The sequence below is a fragment of the Rhodococcus sp. 077-4 genome (assembly GCF_047782425.1).
Classification (GTDB): domain Bacteria; phylum Actinomycetota; class Actinomycetes; order Mycobacteriales; family Mycobacteriaceae; genus Rhodococcoides.
Window position 1 is genome coordinate 1,200,097 of the sequence record NZ_JAJPWC010000001.1, and the last position, 16,835, is coordinate 1,216,931.

Here is a 16,835-nt window from a genome sequence, read left to right on the forward strand (position 1 = left end):
CCGTGTACGAGGGCGACATCGAATCGGTTCTCATTTCCGAGGAACAGATCAAAGCGCGCACTGCGGAACTCGCAGAAGAGATCGCGAAGCGGTATCCCGAAGGCTCCCCGGAAGGCGACCTGCTCCTTGTCGGCGTCCTCAAGGGCGCGATCATGTTCATGACCGACTTCGCGCGGGCACTCCCCATCCCGGCGCAGCTCGAGTTCATGGCGGTCAGTTCCTACGGCTCGTCGACGTCCTCGTCCGGCGTCGTCCGCATTCTCAAGGACCTGGACCGCGATATCACCGGACGCCACGTGCTGATCGTCGAGGACATCATCGACTCGGGTCTGACGCTGAGCTGGCTCAAGCGCAACCTGGCGACCCGGTCGCCTGCCTCGCTGTCGGTGGTGACGTTGCTGCGTAAGCCCGACGCGATCAAGGTCGACGTCGAGGTTGCGAACGTGGGCTTCGACATACCCAACGAGTTCGTCGTCGGTTACGGCCTCGACTACAACGAGCGCTACCGGGATCTGCCGTACATCGGTCTGTTGGACCCCAAGGTCTACAGCTGAGTTCGTTCTCCAGGACCGTTCGCGCTGCGTGAACGGTCCATTGCCGCGCTCGGACGTGTGCAGTGGACCACCGATACGGCTAGGGTGCCCACCAGGTGGGGAACTGCCGGGGGAGTGCAGTCGTTGGAGGGGAAGAAGCGTCAACGCCGACAGGTGCGTGGACGCAGAGCGCCAGGTGTGAGCGAGTCCGGTGTCCGGGTATCGCGGTAGCCTGGAGCATCCGGCGGGCAGGGAGCAGCCAGCGCGCGGGAGCGGACTGAAAGGACACGGCCGTCTCGGCTGAAGCTGTATGAATCGGAAGACAGTAATACGAAATCTGGCCATCGTTTTCGGCATTCTGTTGGTGATATATGCCTTCAGTTACTTCGGTAACGACACGCGGAACTGGAAGTCGGTCGACACCTCGGTGGCGATCGCCCAGCTCGACGATCGAAACGTCGAGTCCGCGCAGATCGACGACCGTGAGCAACAGATCCGGCTGACTCTCAAAGAGGCCTCCGACGCGACGGGCAACGAGAAGCAGATCATCGCGAAGTATCCGGACTCGGCGTCCGAGCAGATCTTCGACAAGGTCGATTCGCAGGGCCTGACGAAGTACAACACCACCGTCACCCAGGAGAGCTGGTTCAGCTCCTTCCTGCTGCTGATCCTCCCGATGGTGCTGATCCTCGGCGTGATCATCTTCGTGATGAGCCGTATGCAGGGTGGTGGCCGCGGTGGCGTCATGGGCTTCGGTAAATCCAAGGCCAAGCAGTTGACGAAGGACATGCCCAAGACCACGTTCGCCGATGTCGCAGGCGCGGACGAGGCAGTCGAAGAGCTCTACGAGATCAAGGACTTCCTGCAGAACCCGGCGCGCTATCAGGCGCTCGGTGCCAAGATTCCGCGTGGCGTGCTGCTGTACGGCCCTCCCGGAACCGGCAAGACGCTGCTCGCGCGCGCCGTCGCAGGCGAGGCGGGCGTCCCGTTCTTCACCATCTCGGGCTCGGACTTCGTCGAGATGTTCGTCGGTGTCGGTGCGTCCCGTGTCCGCGACCTGTTCGAGCAGGCAAAGCAGAACAGCCCGTGCATCATCTTCGTCGACGAGATCGACGCCGTCGGTCGTCAGCGCGGTGCAGGCATGGGCGGCGGTCACGACGAGCGCGAGCAGACACTCAACCAGCTGCTCGTCGAGATGGACGGCTTCGGTGAGCGCACCGGCGTCATCCTCATCGCCGCCACCAACCGACCCGACATCCTCGACCCCGCGCTGCTGCGCCCGGGCCGCTTCGACCGGCAGATTCCGGTCGGCGCGCCCGACCTGGCAGGCCGTCGGGCCATCCTCAAGGTGCACTCGGCGGGCAAGCCCGTCGCCCAGGACGCCGACCTCGAAGGTCTCGCCAAGCGAACCGTCGGGATGTCCGGTGCCGATCTGGCCAACGTCATCAACGAGGCGGCACTGCTCACCGCCCGCGAGAACGGCACCGTCATCACCGAGGCCTCGCTCGAGGAGTCGGTGGACCGCGTTGTCGGCGGGCCGCGCCGCAAGAGCCGCATCATCAGCGAGCACGAGCGCAAGATCACCGCGTACCACGAGGGTGGACACACTCTCGCGGCGTGGGCGATGCCCGACATCGAGCCCGTCTACAAGGTCACCATCCTCGCTCGTGGCCGCACCGGCGGTCACGCGATGACGGTGCCCGAGGACGACAAGGGCCTGATGACGCGGTCGGAGATGATCGCACGTCTGGTCATGGCCATGGGCGGTCGCGCGGCCGAGGAGCTCGTGTTCCACGAGCCGACCACCGGGGCATCCTCGGACATCGACCAGGCCACGAAGATCGCTCGCGCAATGGTCACCGAGTACGGCATGAGCAGCAAGCTCGGAGCCGTCCGGTACGGGCAGGAACAGGGCGACCCGTTCCTCGGTCGTTCGATGGGCCAGCAGTCCGACTTCTCGCACGAGGTCGCGCGCGAGATCGACGAAGAGGTCCGCAAACTCATCGAGGCCGCGCACACCGAGGCGTGGGCCATCCTCAACGAGTACCGCGACCTGCTCGACACCCTAGCCACGGAGCTGCTCGAGCGCGAGACACTCACTCGCAAGGACCTCGAGAAGATCTTCCACAGCGTCACCAAGCGTCCGCGCATCACCCTGTTCAACGACTTCGGTGATCGCAAGCCCTCGGACAAGCCGCCGGTCAAGACTCCCCGCGAACTCGCCGCCGAGCGCGGCGAGCCGTGGCCTCCGGTGCCGCCGGCCCCGAAGCAGCTTCCACCGCAACAGTTTCCGCAGCCCAGCTACGCCGGGTCGCCGCAACTGAGCAAGGGCGGATACCCGAACGGAAGTAGCGGATACAACGGCAACCCGACCAGCGGCGCTCCTGCCAACGGCTTGCCGGGTAACAACGGTGGCCCAGTCGACGGACCACCGAGCACCGGGGACGTCGACGCGCCGAACACCGGTAGCGGTCGACGCAGCGCGCCGGCAACCGGTGAGTACAACGGTGGCGGGTACAACGGCGGTGGCTACAACGGCGGCGGCCCGACCAACGGCGGGGCTCCGAACGGTGGCGGATACTCCGAGGGCTATCGCCGTCAGGAACCGCGACCGAGCGGCCCAGGCCAGGGCTCACGGCCGGATTACGGTGCTCCGGCAGGATGGTCGGCTCCGGGTTGGCCGCCGCGCGACCAGCCGTCGGTGCCGCGCTACCAAGGACCGACCACGCCACCGGATCGGAACCAACCGAACCGCGACCAGCCGGAATCGGATCGGCCCGACCAGAACCGGTACGAGCCGCCGCAGGGGCAGCCGTCATACCGTCAGCATCCGACGTACCAGCAGCCGCCGACGTATCAGCCGCCGCAGTATCAGCCGGATCCGTTCCGGCCGGACACTCGGGATCAGGGTCGTACTTCTCGGCACGAGCCCCCGTACGGTCAGAATCAGGACGAGGCTGCTCCGCAGGAGCCGTCGGCTCCGACGTGGGAAGTACCGACTCCGACCCAGAGTTATCCGTTGCCCGGAGACGACCGTCCCGAGGGCAGCCGGTCCGAGGACTCGCGGCGAAGTGAACGGTCCGAGGACGACGGCGACGAGGGTCCGCGGACGCAACGCTGGGAAGGGCCGGGCGGTTCGTACCGCTAGGCCGATCATTAGGCTTGCTGGGTCGACCGTCTCGGTCGGCCCAGCACGTCGTTCGAACCGTGCAGTAGGTCGGCGCAGCTGTTCTGGTGAAGGACAGGTGCAGGTCGGCCCAGCTGTCATATAAGCGGAGCCCAACCGGAGGTACGTTCTCGTGGACGAGACAGCAGTGGACCAGACAGCAGCAGTGGAGCAGGCATCGGTGGAGCAGACGGTGGCCTATGCCACCGGCGCGGCCTTCGATCAGCCTCGCGCCGAGGCCGCCGTGCGTGAGTTGTTGATCGCCGTCGGTGAGGATCCCGACCGTCCGGGCTTGCTCGATACCCCCGCTCGCGTCGCGCGTTCCTACCGCGAGATCTTTGCCGGGCTCTACACGGACCCGGACACGGCTCTGAACACCACGTTCGACGAGGGGCATCAGGAACTGGTTCTCGTCCGCGACATCCCCATGTTCTCCACGTGCGAGCACCACCTGGTCTCGTTCCACGGAGTCGCACACGTCGGGTACATCCCCGGTAAGACCGGAAAGGTCACCGGTCTGTCGAAGCTGGCGCGCGTGGTGGACATGTACGCCAAGCGTCCGCAGGTGCAGGAACGTCTGACGAGCCAGATCGCCGACGCGTTGATGCGAAAGCTCGACCCGCGCGGTGCGATCGTCGTGATCGAGGCCGAGCATCTCTGCATGGCCATGCGCGGGATTCGCAAGCCGGGTGCCAGTACCACCACCTCTGCGGTGCGGGGTCTGCTGCAGTCCAGCGCGGCATCGCGTTCGGAAGCTCTGGACCTGATTCTGCGGAAATGACGCGCTCGTTCGGTTCCCGATGAGTTCTGTGCGAAGCATCCCCCCGGCACCCGTCGTCATGGGTGTCTTGAACGTCACCGCCGATTCGTTCTCCGACGGTGGTCGGTACCTCGATGTCGATGCCGCCGTCGAACACGGGCTGGCGATGCATCGTCGCGGAGTCGACATCGTCGATGTCGGTGGCGAGTCCACGCGCCCGGGAGCAGATCGGATCGATCCGGCTCTCGAGGTGCAGCGCGTGGTGCCGGTCATCACCGCGCTCGCCGCCGAAGGGGTTACCACCAGCGTCGACACGATGCGCGCCTCCGTCGCCGAGGCAGCGATCGAGGCCGGAGTCTCGATCGTCAACGACGTCTCGGGTGGGCGAGCCGATGCGGCCATGGCCGGGGTGGTCGCGGACGGCGGATTGCCGTGGATCCTGATGCACTGGCGGGCCGCCGGTTCCGAGTACCGACACGCCGGTCCGGCCGATCGATACGACGACGTGGTCGCCGACGTCCGTAGCGAGTTGCTCGAACAGGTGGACCACGCGGTGGCCGCGGGAGTGGACGCGGCGATGCTCGTACTCGACCCGGGCCTGGGATTCGCCAAGAACGCCGAACACAACTGGCAATTGCTTCGCGGGCTACCGGACCTGGTGGCTGCCGGGTTCCCGGTTCTCGTCGGTGCCTCCCGTAAACGCTTCCTCGGGACTTTGTTGGCCGAGAACGACGGTTCCTCGCGGCCACCGGACGGTCGCGAGATCGCCACGGCCGTGGTGTCGGCGTTGGCCGTCGCCGGGGGTGCCTGGGGTGTGCGGGTGCACGACGTCCAGGCTTCACTCGACGCAGTGGCCGTCGTCCGGGCATGGCAGGGTGATCGGGCATGAGCGAGATCAGCAGCCGTGTCGGCACCGGAACGCGTCGCGGCGACCGCATCGAACTGCGGGGTCTGACGGTGCGCGGCAATCACGGCGTCTTCGACTTCGAGAAGCGAGACGGTCAGGACTTCGTCGTCGACATCACCGTGTGGATGGATCTGCGGCCCGCGGCCGAGACCGACGACCTGACCCGGACGCTGCACTACGGCGAATTGGCCGAGCGCGCCGCGGCCGTCGTCGCTGGACCGCCCCGGGACCTGATCGAGACGGTCTCGGCCGAGATCGCCGACGTGGTGCTGGCATACGACTCCCGCGTCGACGCGGTCGAAGTGGTGCTGCACAAGCCGTCGGCCCCCATCCCGCTGACGTTCGGCGACGTCGCGGTGGTCGCGTATCGCGAGCGCCGGTGACCCGCGCGGTGCTGTCCATCGGCAGCAACATCGGTGATTCTCTGAGCCACTTACGTTCTGTGACAACCGCATTGGGTGACCGCGTGGTGGCGTCCTCGCCTGTGTACCGATCTGCGCCCTGGGGTGGCGTCGAACAGCAGGACTTTCTCAACGCGGTCGTGTTGGCCGAGGACGACGCGTTCGATGCCTGGGACTGGTTGCGCTTCGGCCAGCGACTCGAAGAGGCGGCCGACCGCGTTCGGGTGCAGCGGTGGGGGCCACGGAGCCTCGACGTCGATGTCGTGGTGTGCGAGAACGTGATCAGCGACGACCCTCGATTGACCCTTCCGCATCCGCGCGCGCACGAGCGGGCATTCGTCCTGCTGCCGTGGTTGGACGTCGAACCGGACGCCACGCTGCGCGTCGGAGACGTCGACGTGCCGGTAGCGGAGTTGCTCGAGAACCTGAGTGCCGAAGAGCGTGCGGGAGTCGTGAAGCAAGGCGTCGGTGATGGATCGTGGTGAGCAATCCCACCAAGATCTGGGATGTACTGGGTCTGTTTCTGGTGGCCTCGATCGGAACGTGGCTACTCGTTCGCGTCTTCTACGGTTCGTTTCCACCGATTCCGGTGTATGCCGGTGCGTCGTTGTATCTGGTTGCAGTGGTGGAAGTGGTGACTGCCGTGATCGTCCGCAATCGCATCGCCGAGCATCGGGTGGGCGGCGGTCTGCACGATCTGCATCCCTTGACGGTGTTCAGGGCGCTGGTGCTGGCGAAGGCGTCGGTGCTGGTGGGGACAGCCGTCGTCGGAGTGTGTGTCGGGTTTCTGGTGTACGTGATGCCACGGGCCGCGACGGTGCAGGCGGCGGCGTCGGATCGGTCGGGGGCGATCGTCGCGCTCGTGGCAGGACTGGCCGTTGTCGGTGCCGCGTTGTGGCTCGAGCAGTGCTGCCGCACCCCGAAAGACCGTGACGACGAGCGTTCTCGGTAACCCTCGAAACATTTGATTGTTACCTCGGCTGCGTAAGCGATCGGCCGAGGATGACTATTTGCGAACGATTTGCCAGTTACCCTTGTGAACATGACAGATCAGACTCGCGCAAAGAAGGGACGCCGTAAGAGGCGTAGTGCGAGCCAGCTGTTCCTTGCGGCGCTCGTCGTGTTCGGCATCATCGCCAGTGTGTTGTTGCTCTTCACCGAGAGTGTGCAGTGGATGAGGGTGGGTGTGCTCTCGGCTCTGTGGGCTGCGGTGATCGGAGCCTTCGCAATGACCAAGTACCGCAGGGAAGCCGCCGCCGATCAGACCAAGGCCAAGGACCTGCAGACGGTCTACGAGCTGCAACTCGCCCGGGAAATTTCGGCCCGACGTGAGTACGAGATGAGCGTCGAAGCTCGCGTACGTAGCGAATCGCAGCTCGAGATCGACGAAGTTGCGGCGCTGCGCAACGAACTCGCCGCCCTACGCCAGAATCTGCAGGTGCTGTTCGACGGCAATCTGCCGACCGAACGAGTCGCCCTGCGCGCCGAGGCGATGAGGATGCAAGAACTGGGCGGACGGGGATACGACAGCTATCAACCTGCGCCGTCCGGCCTGTATGTCCGAGGCGGCAGCAACGGAACGGGCCTCAACGGAGTGGGAACTCCCTACGACGAGCCGGTCACGGCCGAGACCTCGGTGGTCTACCCCGTGGATCCGGACGAGATGCCGCAGGCCACGGCCACAGCGGGGGCCTCGACCGACGCCGAGTCGGCTCGCAATCCGTACGCCGAAAGCTCTGTCGAGGACGCGAATGCCGAGTCGGCCGCATCCGACCAGGACGAGGATCCGTACGAGCGACCCGCAGCGCAGGCCCGCCCCTACGGTGCCCCGAGGCCGGCCGCGCGCGTGACGCCGCCCAGCTCGCCCTTCGTTCCCTACGACTTCGAGCAGACGCGTCGACCTGCTGCAGAGCCGGAACCGGCTGTCGAGAACGAACCGCAGGTGGCCGCCGAGCTCTACGACACCGAGACCCAGTCCGTCGGTTCCTACCCGGAAGAGTCGTACTCGGAGCCGGCCGAGCCTGCGTACCGGTCGGACGTGGACCGCGACGGCGACTCCGATTCGACGTCCCGTACCTCGTTGCGCGAATCGGCCGACGCGTTCTTCGCGAGCGATCAGGACAGCCGGACACCTGACGAGGACGCATCCACCTCGCCCCGACGCGGACGTAGGCGCGCGGAGTCGGGGGACGACGAGGACGCCACGGGTGCGCACTCCAACGGGCGCTCCGTCGCCGAGATCATGGCCGGTCTGCACGGTGGAGACTCGTCCGATCCGGCCGTGACCGATCCGGGTACGCGTCGCCGTCGCCGTCGCGCAGACTGAGAACCAGATCACACACTCCCTCCATGGCCCGCGAGGGGTCGAGGCCGCTATTGTTCCCAGCAGGACGTCTGGTACCCGCCGAGCGGGACTGGAACGATCGAGAGGAAGTTTTCGGTGACCTCATCAGGGTTCACTGGTGGTCTGTCTCCGGCTCGCTTGACGGTAGGTGTCGTCTCTGCGGGGCGGGTTGGTACCGCATTCGGTGAGGCGCTCGAACGCGTCGGGCATGTCGTTGTCGGTGCCGCTGCCGTGTCCGATGCGTCCATCGCACGGGTACGCGCCCGATTGCCCGAGTCTCAGATCCTGCCCGTCGACGAGGTTGCTCGTCGCGCCGAACTGTTGATCCTGGCTGTGCCCGACTACGAATTGGCGTCCATCGTCGCAGGACTTGCGGCCACCGGTGCGGTCGCTCCGGGGAAGTTGGTGGCGCACACGTCGGGGGCGAACGGTGTGGCCGTGCTCGAACCGCTGGCCGCTCTCGGTGCTGTCCCACTGGCCATTCATCCGGCGATGACGTTCAGCGGCGGGGTCGAGGACACCGACAGGATGACGGCGGCGTGCTTCGGCATCACCGCGGGCGACGAGATCGGCTATGCGGTGGCGCAGGCCCTCGTACTCGAGATCGGCGGCGAGCCGGTGCACGTGCCCGAGAACAACCGGGCGCTCTACCATGCCGCGCTCGCTCACGGCAGCAATCATCTCGTCACCTTGGTGGTCGACGCCGTCGAAGCGCTCCGAGTTGCGTTGGCCGGTCCGGGTTTTCCCGGTTCGGACGCCGAACGCGGTGTGCCCGAGCGCGTTCTGGCTCCACTTCTCGAAGCCGCGCTGGACAATGCGCTGCGCAACGGGCAGTCGGCACTCACCGGACCGGTGGCTCGGGGCGACACTGCGGCTGTCGGCAAGCACCTCGATGTGCTCGAGGCCGTGGATTCGCGCATCGCAGCCGGATACCGGGCGCTGTCGTTGCGATCGGCACAGCGCATCGGTGCCACGGCAGATCTGATCGAACTTCTGGAAGGGAAGCAATGACCCTCGCGGGCAGCTACACCAAGGGGCAGTTGACGGTTCACCACGATCCTGCGGTGATCACGTCGGTGTCGAAGGCGCTGCGGGGCGTCGGGAAGCAGGTCGCACTGGTGCCCACCATGGGAGCGCTGCACGCCGGGCACCTGCAGTTGGTGCGGCAGGCCAAGCTCACCGGTGCCGTGGTGATCGTGTCGATCTTCGTCAACCCACTGCAGTTCGGTGTGGGAGAGGACCTCGACGCCTATCCGCGGACCCTCGACGCCGATGTCGCACTGCTGCGCGAGGAGGGCGTCGAGTTGGTCTTCGCGCCGTCGGCATCGGACATGTACCCGTCCGGTCCGCGCACCACGGTTCACCCCGGTCCGCTCGGCGCAGAGCTCGAAGGTCGCAGCAGGCCAACGCATTTCGCGGGGATGCTCACCGTCGTGGCCAAGCTGCTGCAGATCGCCGCACCGCATCGCGCGTACTTCGGGGAAAAGGACTACCAGCAGCTGACGTTGATCCGGCAGATGGTTCGGGATCTGAACTTCGACGTCGCCGTCATCGGGGTCCCGACGGTTCGTGAGCAGGACGGTCTCGCGTTGTCCTCGCGTAACCGGTACCTCGACGCCGAGCAGCGAGAGGCCTCGATGGCGCTGTCGGCTGCACTGGTCGCCGGGGCGCACGCTGCGGCCGGCGGTGCGGAGGCCATCCTCGCCACTGCCCGTGCCGTTCTCGACGAAGCACCGCTTGTGCAGGTCGACTATCTGGAGGTGCGCGATCCGCATCTCGGCCCGGCTCCCGAACGCGGAGACGGAAGACTGCTCGTGGCAGCCAAGGTGGGCACCACGAGATTGATCGACAATGTCGGTGTCGCTGTCGGCACGGGCTTTCTCGAGTACCCCGACGATCCTAAAAGTGGAGAGTGACACGATGTTTCGTACCATGATGAAGTCCAAGATCCATCGCGCCACCGTGACGCACGCAGACCTGCACTACGTGGGCTCGGTGACCGTCGATCAGGACTTGATGGAGGCGGCCGACCTGCTCGAGGGTGAGCAGGTCACCATTGTCGACATCGACAACGGTGCTCGCCTCGAGACGTATGTGATCACCGGTGAACGGGGCAGTGGCGTCATCGGAATCAACGGAGCTGCAGCGCATCTGGTGAACCCGGGTGACCTGGTCATCCTGATCGCCTACGGGGTGATGAACGAGCAGGAGGTTGCCGACTACGCGCCTCGGGTGGTGTTCGTCGACGAGAAGAACCGGCCGGTCGAACTCGGCAGCGATCCGGCTCATGCGCCTGCAGGCTCGGGTCTGATCACACCGCGCGATCTGCGGGCCGATTCCGTGCTGGTCTGATTCGATGCTCCTCGCGATCGATGTGCGCAACACCAGCACCGTTGTCGGGCTGTTCACCGGCACCGGTGATCACTCGAAATTGCTGCGAGACTGGCGAATACGAACCGATCCGCATGTGACAGCGGACGAGCTGGCGTTCATGCTCCGTGGATTGCTCGGGGCCGATGCCGAACAGATCACCGGTGTGACGGCGTTGTCGACCGTGCCGTCGGTGCTGCGAGAGATGCGCACGATGTTCGCGCGCTACTGGGATCATGTGGTGCACGTGATGGTCGAACCGGGTGTGCGGACCGGCGTGCCGTTGCTGGTCGACAATCCCAAGGAGGTCGGTGCCGATCGTATCGTCAATACCCTTGCCGCACATGACCTGTACGGATCTGCGTGCATCGTGGTGGACTTCGGAACCACCACCTGCGTGGACGTCGTCTCGGCCAAGGGGGAATTCCTCGGCGGTGCCATTGCCCCCGGTCTCGAGATATCGGCGTCGGCCATGTCGACGCGAACCGCGACGCTGCGCGAGGTGGAGATGGTCCGGCCGCGCTCGGTGCTGGGCAAGAACACCGTCGAGTGCATCCAGTCGGGCACCATCTTCGGATTCGCGGGCCTGGTGGACGGGCTCGTCGGGCGGATCCGACGGGAGGTCCCCGAGGTGACCGGCACGGACGTCGCCATCATCGGAACAGGCGACATCGCTGCACTGATCCTGCCCGAATCGACCACCATCGAGCACCACGAACCCGACCTGACCCTCGAGGGCCTACGCCTGGTCTACGAACGCAACATGGCACGGCGTCCACGCTGAATGTCTTCAGTGACGCCCGCGCTGAAGTATCGGTGAAGGGCTGGCGCATCGCGGATCCGTGTGTCAGACTCGTTGCCGTGATGACGTGCATGGCCACCCAGGAGTGTTGTCGAGGCTGAACCCTGCCTCGTTCATAACGCACCCCTGGAGTAGAGCTTCATGCTTTCCACACCTGTACTTTCTGCACCCTCCCGACCCCGATTGTCTTCGCGGTCCATCTCGACGCTTCCGACGCGGCTGCGTCCACCGGACTTGCTGCGTATCACCGACCAGGGCGCATCCGACGTGCTCGAGGGCCGCTTCGATCATCTGCTTCCAGATGGCGGTCGCTGGCCCACGGACGAGCGCTGGGCCACCCGTCTGCACTCCGACGACGATCTCGACGTGTGGTTGATCAGCTGGGTTCCCGACCGTTCCACCGAACTGCACGATCACGCCGGATCGCTCGGTGCGCTGACCGTTCTCAGTGGCTCGCTACTCGAATACCGCTGGGCCGGAACCGAATTGAAGCTACGTCGCCTCGACGCCGGTGATCAGGCGTCGTTCCCGCTCGGTTGGGTGCACGACGTGATGCACGATCCGGCGTCCGGCACGAGCGCCCCCACTCTCAGCGTGCACGCCTACTCACCGCCATTGACGGCGATGTCGTACTACGAAGTGACCGAGCGGTCCACCTTGCGTCGCACCCGCAGCGAGCTCACCGACGAACCCGAGAAGGCCCCGCGATGACCATTCACACGAGGACCATTGTCGAAATGCTCGAATCCGCTCGCGAGACCATCGATCGAGTCACCGTCTTCGAGCTGCGCGACGCCGTTGCCCGCGGAGCCGTCGTCGTGGACATCCGTCCCCAGGCGCAACGCGCCGTGGAGGGAACGCTTCCCGGAGCCCTCGCCATCGAGCGCAACGTCCTCGAATGGCGGCTGGACCCGACGAGCGATGCGCGTCTGGCCATTGCCGTCGACCACGACGTCGAGTGGATCGTCATCTGCTCGGAGGGCTACACCTCCTCCCTCGCGGCTGCCTCGCTGCAGTTGCTGGGTCTGCACAAGGCCACCGATCTGGTCGGCGGCTATCAGGCACTGAAGTCGGCGGGACTGCTCGGAGTGTTGACGCAGGCCAAGCACTGCGTTCGCGAGGCCGAGGCCGTCGCAGCGCACTGATCGTCCCTGCGCAGTCGGTCTGTAAAGTGTCTGCGCGTGAGTGATACAGCTTCTACCCAGCCGGCCGACGACACCCCGGAGCAACTACGGATTCGTCGTGCCAAGCGCGCTTCGCTGCTCGAGCGTGGGGTCGAGGCGTATCCGGTGTCCGTTCCGCGGACCCATTCCCTGCTCGAGATCCGCACCGAGTTCCCCGAGCTCGAACCCGATACGCAGACCGGCCTGATCGTCGGCGTCGTCGGCCGCGTCATCTTCGTTCGCAACACCGGCAAGCTGTGCTTCGCCACGTTGCAGGAGGGCGACGGCACCCAGCTCCAGGCGATGATCAGCCTGGCGGGCGTGGGCGAAGGCGCTCTCGCGGAATGGAAGTCGGACGTCGATCTCGGCGACTTCGTGTTCGTGCACGGTGAGGTCATCAGCTCGCGGCGAGGCGAGCTGTCGGTCATGGCCGACGCCTGGCAGATCGCGTCGAAGTCGTTGCGGCCGTTGCCCGTCGCGCACAAGGAGCTCAACGAAGAGACGCGCATCCGGCAGCGTTACCTGGACCTGATCACGCGTCCGGAAGCTCGCGAGACCGCGCGCAAGCGCATCGCCGTCGTCCGGGAACTGCGTAACGCCCTCGAGCGCCGCGGATTCCTCGAGGTCGAGACACCGATGCTGCAGACGCTGCACGGCGGCGCGGCCGCTCGGCCGTTCGTCACGCACTCCAATGCGATGGACACCGACCTCTATCTCCGCATCGCGCCCGAGCTGTTCCTCAAGCGCTGTGTCGTCGGCGGCATCGAGAAGGTCTTCGAGATCAACCGCAACTTCCGCAACGAGGGTGCCGACTCGTCGCACTCGCCGGAGTTCGCGATGCTCGAGACGTACGAGGCCTACGGCACGTACGACGACTCGGCCAAGATGACCCGCGAGCTCGTTCAGGAAGTGGCCATGGCCGCCCTCGGCTCCACGGTCGTCACACTGCCCGACGGCACCACCTACGACCTCGGTGGTGAATGGACGACACTCGAGATGTACCCGTCACTGTCGGAGTCGCTCGGATTCGACGTCACCCCCGACACGACCGTCGACGAACTGCTCGCGATCGCCGACAAGGTGGGCGTCGAGGTGCCGCGCAAGGACGGCGTCCCGATCTACGGCCACGGCAAGCTCGTCGAGGAACTGTGGGAGCACCAGGTGGGCGACGCGTTGACCGAGCCGACGTTCGTTCGTGACTTCCCGGTCGAGACGTCCCCGCTGACGCGTCAGCACCGCAGCAAGCCCGGCGTCACCGAGAAGTGGGACCTCTACGTCCGTGGTTTCGAGCTGGCCACCGGCTACTCCGAGTTGGTCGATCCGATCATTCAGCGCGAGCGTTTCGAGGATCAGGCGCGTCAGGCCGCTGCGGGCGACGACGAGGCGATGGTGCTGGACGAGGATTTCCTCGCCGCGATGGAGCAGGGCATGCCGCCGACCACCGGAACCGGCATGGGCATCGACCGTCTGTTGATGGCGCTGACCGGGTTGGGCATCCGCGAAACGATCCTGTTTCCGATCGTCAAGCCGTCTCAGGCTTGATCGAACGGTAAAGAGCTGTTCGCCAGCAGCGGACAGTGAATGGGAAACGTTTTGCATTGTGCCTGCGTTATGAACAGTAAGCAGGCAAGGCAGTCCGCATACGTGGGCGGTTGCGCAGCATTTCAGGGGTGGAGGGTCGGCGTTCGTAACGTCGGCCAACTACAGTGAGAATCAGTCTTACCTTCAAATGCACAAGCGACCCGGCGTGTTGGACACTGCGGCGCTAGAAGAACTGGTGGGCGAGCTACCACCCGCCAAGAAGTGAGGGAGAGCGATGTTCGAGAGGTTCACCGATCGCGCGCGGCGTGTTGTCGTCCTGGCTCAAGAAGAAGCCCGGATGCTCAACCACAACTACATCGGCACGGAGCACATTCTGCTCGGCCTCATCCACGAGGGCGAAGGCGTCGCAGCCAAGTCTCTCGAGTCGCTGGGCATCTCCCTCGAAGGAGTACGCAGCCAGGTAGAGGAGATCATCGGCCAGGGTCAGCAGGCTCCGTCCGGTCACATTCCGTTCACCCCGCGCGCCAAGAAAGTACTCGAGCTCAGTCTGCGTGAAGCACTGCAGCTCGGCCACAACTACATCGGCACCGAGCACATCCTGCTGGGACTGATCCGCGAAGGCGAAGGCGTCGCAGCTCAGGTTCTGGTCAAGCTCGGAGCCGACCTCAACCGTGTGCGCCAACAGGTCATCCAGCTGCTGTCGGGCTACCAGGGCAAGGAGCCGTCCGAGAGCGGCAGCGGCCGCGGCGAGGCGGGCACCCCGTCGACGTCACTGGTCCTCGATCAGTTCGGTCGCAACCTCACCCAGGCCGCGCTCGAAGGCAAGCTCGACCCGGTCATCGGTCGCGCGAAGGAAATCGAGCGCGTGATGCAGGTGCTCTCGCGTCGTACCAAGAACAACCCCGTCCTCATCGGCGAGCCCGGTGTCGGTAAGACCGCAGTCGTCGAAGGCCTGGCTCAGGCCATCGTCAACGGCGAGGTCCCCGAGACGCTCAAGGACAAGCAGCTCTACACCCTCGACCTCGGCTCGCTCGTGGCCGGCAGCCGTTACCGCGGTGACTTCGAGGAGCGCCTGAAGAAGGTGCTCAAGGAGATCAACACCCGCGGCGACATCATCCTGTTCATCGACGAGCTGCACACGCTCGTCGGCGCAGGTGCGGCCGAAGGTGCCATCGACGCAGCGTCGATTCTCAAGCCCAAGCTGGCTCGCGGCGAACTGCAGACCATCGGCGCCACCACCCTCGACGAGTACCGCAAGTACATCGAGAAGGACGCCGCACTCGAGCGTCGCTTCCAGCCCGTCCAGGTCGGCGAGCCGACCGTCGAGCACACCATCGAGATCCTCAAGGGTCTGCGCGATCGCTACGAGGCTCACCACCGCGTCTCGATCACCGACGGTGCACTCGTCGCGGCCGCCACGCTGGCCGACCGGTACATCAACGATCGGTTCTTGCCCGACAAGGCAATCGACCTCATCGACGAGGCGGGCGCGCGGATGCGCATCCGCCGGATGACCGCGCCGCCAGACCTGCGCGAGTTCGACGACAAGATCGCCGACGCGCGCCGGGAGAAGGAATCGGCCATCGACGCTCAGGACTTCGAGAAGGCTGCGAACCTGCGCGACAAGGAGAAGACCCTCGTCGGTCAGCGCGCCGAGCGCGAGAAGCAGTGGCGCTCGGGTGACCTCGACGTCATCGCCGAGGTCGACGACGAGCAGATCGCCGAGGTCCTCGGAAACTGGACCGGCATCCCCGTCTTCAAGCTCACCGAGGAAGAGACCACTCGTCTGCTCCGCATGGAAGACGAGCTGCACAAGCGGATCATCGGGCAGGTCGAGGCAGTCAAGGCCGTCTCCAAGGCGATCCGTCGTACCCGTGCAGGTCTGAAGGACCCGAAGCGTCCGTCGGGCTCGTTCATCTTCGCCGGCCCGTCCGGTGTCGGTAAGACCGAGCTGTCGAAGGCTCTGGCGAACTTCCTCTTCGGCGAGGACGACGCACTGATCCAGATCGACATGGGCGAGTTCCACGACCGCTTCACCGCGTCGCGCCTGTTCGGTGCTCCTCCCGGATACGTCGGCTACGAAGAGGGCGGCCAGCTCACCGAGAAGGTCCGCCGCAAGCCGTTCTCCGTCGTTCTGTTCGACGAGATCGAGAAGGCCCATTCGGAGATCTACAACACGCTGCTCCAGGTCCTGGAAGACGGTCGTCTGACCGACGGACAGGGACGCACGGTCGACTTCAAGAACACCGTGCTGATCTTCACCTCGAACCTTGGTACCGCAGACATCTCGAAGGCTGTCGGTCTCGGCTTCTCCTCGGGTGAAGGCACTGGCTCGAACTACGAGCGGATGAAGCTCAAGGTCAACGACGAGCTGAAGAAGCATTTCCGGCCCGAGTTCCTGAACCGTATCGACGACATCGTCGTGTTCCACCAGCTCACGCGAGACGAGATCATCCAGATGGTCGATCTCATGCTCAACCGAGTCGAGGGTGCGCTCAAGAACAAGGACATGGCAATCGAGGTCACCGAGAAGGCCAAGTCGTTGCTGGCCAAGCGCGGATTCGACCCCGTACTGGGTGCGCGGCCACTGCGTCGCACCATCCAGCGCGAGATCGAGGACGCGTTGTCGGAGAAGATCCTGTTCGGCGAAATCGAGGCCGGCCAGATCATCCTGGTCGACGTCGAGAACTGGGACGGCGAAGGCGCAGGCGAGGACGCGAAATTCACCTTCCGCGGTGAGAAGAAGGCCATCATCGTCCCCGACGAGGTCCCGGTCGATCTGGCCAAGGCCGCCGGAGACAAAGACGGCGAGTAAGTTTCACCAGTAACACCAACGGGCGATCCTCT

General features: G+C 65.3%; 16 protein-coding genes. All 16 read left to right on the plus strand.

What is annotated here, in order from left to right; translation table 11 throughout:
• Positions 1 to 2: 2 nt before the first annotated feature.
• Positions 3 to 554, plus strand: coding sequence for a hypoxanthine phosphoribosyltransferase (gene hpt, locus ACNEOT_RS05830; RefSeq protein ID WP_032380712.1), 552 nt, complete (start codon positions 3 to 5; stop codon positions 552 to 554).
• 289 nt (positions 555 to 843) lie between these two features.
• Complete coding sequence (ftsH, locus tag ACNEOT_RS05835) at positions 844 to 3,681, plus strand: ATP-dependent zinc metalloprotease FtsH (RefSeq protein WP_415972883.1); 2,838 nt, start codon at positions 844 to 846, stop codon at positions 3,679 to 3,681.
• 184 nt (positions 3,682 to 3,865) lie between these two features.
• Positions 3,866 to 4,480 (plus strand): GTP cyclohydrolase I FolE, encoded by a 615-nt coding sequence (gene folE / locus ACNEOT_RS05840; protein WP_415973667.1) that lies wholly within the window; start codon positions 3,866 to 3,868, stop codon positions 4,478 to 4,480.
• Positions 4,481 to 4,499: 19 nt separating this feature from the next.
• Positions 4,500 to 5,348: a dihydropteroate synthase gene (folP, locus tag ACNEOT_RS05845; protein ID WP_415972885.1), complete on the plus strand. Its 849-nt coding sequence runs from the start codon at positions 4,500 to 4,502 to the stop codon at positions 5,346 to 5,348.
• Positions 5,345 to 5,749 (plus strand): dihydroneopterin aldolase, encoded by a 405-nt coding sequence (gene folB / locus ACNEOT_RS05850; RefSeq protein WP_415972886.1) that lies wholly within the window; start codon positions 5,345 to 5,347, stop codon positions 5,747 to 5,749. Before folP ends, folB begins: the two co-directional genes overlap by 4 nt.
• Positions 5,746 to 6,252 (plus strand): 2-amino-4-hydroxy-6-hydroxymethyldihydropteridine diphosphokinase, encoded by a 507-nt coding sequence (folK, locus tag ACNEOT_RS05855; protein ID WP_415972887.1) that lies wholly within the window; start codon positions 5,746 to 5,748, stop codon positions 6,250 to 6,252. The genes folB and folK overlap by 4 nt, the downstream gene beginning before the upstream one ends.
• Positions 6,249 to 6,719: a DUF3180 domain-containing protein gene (locus tag ACNEOT_RS05860; RefSeq protein ID WP_415972889.1), complete on the plus strand. Its 471-nt coding sequence runs from the start codon at positions 6,249 to 6,251 to the stop codon at positions 6,717 to 6,719. The genes folK and ACNEOT_RS05860 overlap by 4 nt, the downstream gene beginning before the upstream one ends.
• Before the next feature lie 90 nt (positions 6,720 to 6,809).
• On the plus strand, positions 6,810 to 8,093 hold the full coding sequence (locus ACNEOT_RS05865) for a DUF6779 domain-containing protein (RefSeq protein ID WP_415972890.1): 1,284 nt from the start codon (positions 6,810 to 6,812) through the stop codon (positions 8,091 to 8,093).
• A 114-nt stretch (positions 8,094 to 8,207) separates the two neighbouring features.
• Positions 8,208 to 9,122: a Rossmann-like and DUF2520 domain-containing protein gene (locus ACNEOT_RS05870; RefSeq protein ID WP_415972892.1), complete on the plus strand. Its 915-nt coding sequence runs from the start codon at positions 8,208 to 8,210 to the stop codon at positions 9,120 to 9,122.
• On the plus strand, positions 9,119 to 10,027 hold the full coding sequence (gene panC, locus ACNEOT_RS05875; protein WP_415972894.1) for a pantoate--beta-alanine ligase: 909 nt from the start codon (positions 9,119 to 9,121) through the stop codon (positions 10,025 to 10,027). Before ACNEOT_RS05870 ends, panC begins: the two co-directional genes overlap by 4 nt.
• A gap of 4 nt (positions 10,028 to 10,031) precedes the next feature.
• The gene (panD, locus tag ACNEOT_RS05880; RefSeq protein WP_032380718.1) at positions 10,032 to 10,463 is read left to right on the plus strand and encodes an aspartate 1-decarboxylase; all 432 of its coding nucleotides are present in this window, start codon (positions 10,032 to 10,034) and stop codon (positions 10,461 to 10,463) included.
• Between the two features lie 4 nt (positions 10,464 to 10,467).
• A complete protein-coding gene (locus tag ACNEOT_RS05885; RefSeq protein WP_415972896.1) occupies positions 10,468 to 11,265 on the plus strand; it encodes a type III pantothenate kinase in 798 nt (265 codons plus the stop codon).
• Between the two features lie 159 nt (positions 11,266 to 11,424).
• Positions 11,425 to 11,994 (plus strand): cysteine dioxygenase, encoded by a 570-nt coding sequence (locus ACNEOT_RS05890; RefSeq protein ID WP_415972897.1) that lies wholly within the window; start codon positions 11,425 to 11,427, stop codon positions 11,992 to 11,994.
• Complete coding sequence (locus ACNEOT_RS05895) at positions 11,991 to 12,428, plus strand: rhodanese-like domain-containing protein (protein WP_415972899.1); 438 nt, start codon at positions 11,991 to 11,993, stop codon at positions 12,426 to 12,428. The genes ACNEOT_RS05890 and ACNEOT_RS05895 overlap by 4 nt, the downstream gene beginning before the upstream one ends.
• 36 nt (positions 12,429 to 12,464) lie before the next feature.
• A complete protein-coding gene (lysS, locus tag ACNEOT_RS05900) occupies positions 12,465 to 13,988 on the plus strand; it encodes a lysine--tRNA ligase (RefSeq protein ID WP_415972901.1) in 1,524 nt (507 codons plus the stop codon).
• Between the two features lie 274 nt (positions 13,989 to 14,262).
• Positions 14,263 to 16,803 carry an ATP-dependent Clp protease ATP-binding subunit gene (locus tag ACNEOT_RS05905; protein WP_415972903.1) on the plus strand — a complete coding sequence of 847 codons (2,541 nt, stop codon included), beginning with the start codon at positions 14,263 to 14,265 and terminating at the stop codon, positions 16,801 to 16,803.
• The last annotated feature ends 32 nt before the right edge of the window (positions 16,804 to 16,835 follow it).

Bases quoted from the DNA above. Each gene is read 5' to 3' on its own strand.
- ACNEOT_RS05865 (WP_415972890.1), top strand. From the start codon at position 6,810: ATGACAGATCAGACTCGCGCAAAGAAGGGACGCCGTAAGAGGCGTAGT.
- folP (WP_415972885.1), top strand. From the start codon at position 4,500: ATGAGTTCTGTGCGAAGCATCCCCCCGGCACCCGTCGTCATGGGTGTC.
- ACNEOT_RS05895 (WP_415972899.1), top strand. From the start codon at position 11,991: ATGACCATTCACACGAGGACCATTGTCGAAATGCTCGAATCCGCTCGC.
- folB (WP_415972886.1), top strand. From the start codon at position 5,345: ATGAGCGAGATCAGCAGCCGTGTCGGCACCGGAACGCGTCGCGGCGAC.
- ACNEOT_RS05905 (WP_415972903.1), top strand. From the start codon at position 14,263: ATGTTCGAGAGGTTCACCGATCGCGCGCGGCGTGTTGTCGTCCTGGCT.
- panC (WP_415972894.1), top strand. From the start codon at position 9,119: ATGACCCTCGCGGGCAGCTACACCAAGGGGCAGTTGACGGTTCACCAC.
- ACNEOT_RS05890 (WP_415972897.1), top strand. From the start codon at position 11,425: ATGCTTTCCACACCTGTACTTTCTGCACCCTCCCGACCCCGATTGTCT.
- ACNEOT_RS05885 (WP_415972896.1), top strand. From the start codon at position 10,468: ATGCTCCTCGCGATCGATGTGCGCAACACCAGCACCGTTGTCGGGCTG.
- ftsH (WP_415972883.1), top strand. From the start codon at position 844: ATGAATCGGAAGACAGTAATACGAAATCTGGCCATCGTTTTCGGCATT.
- panD (WP_032380718.1), top strand. From the start codon at position 10,032: ATGTTTCGTACCATGATGAAGTCCAAGATCCATCGCGCCACCGTGACG.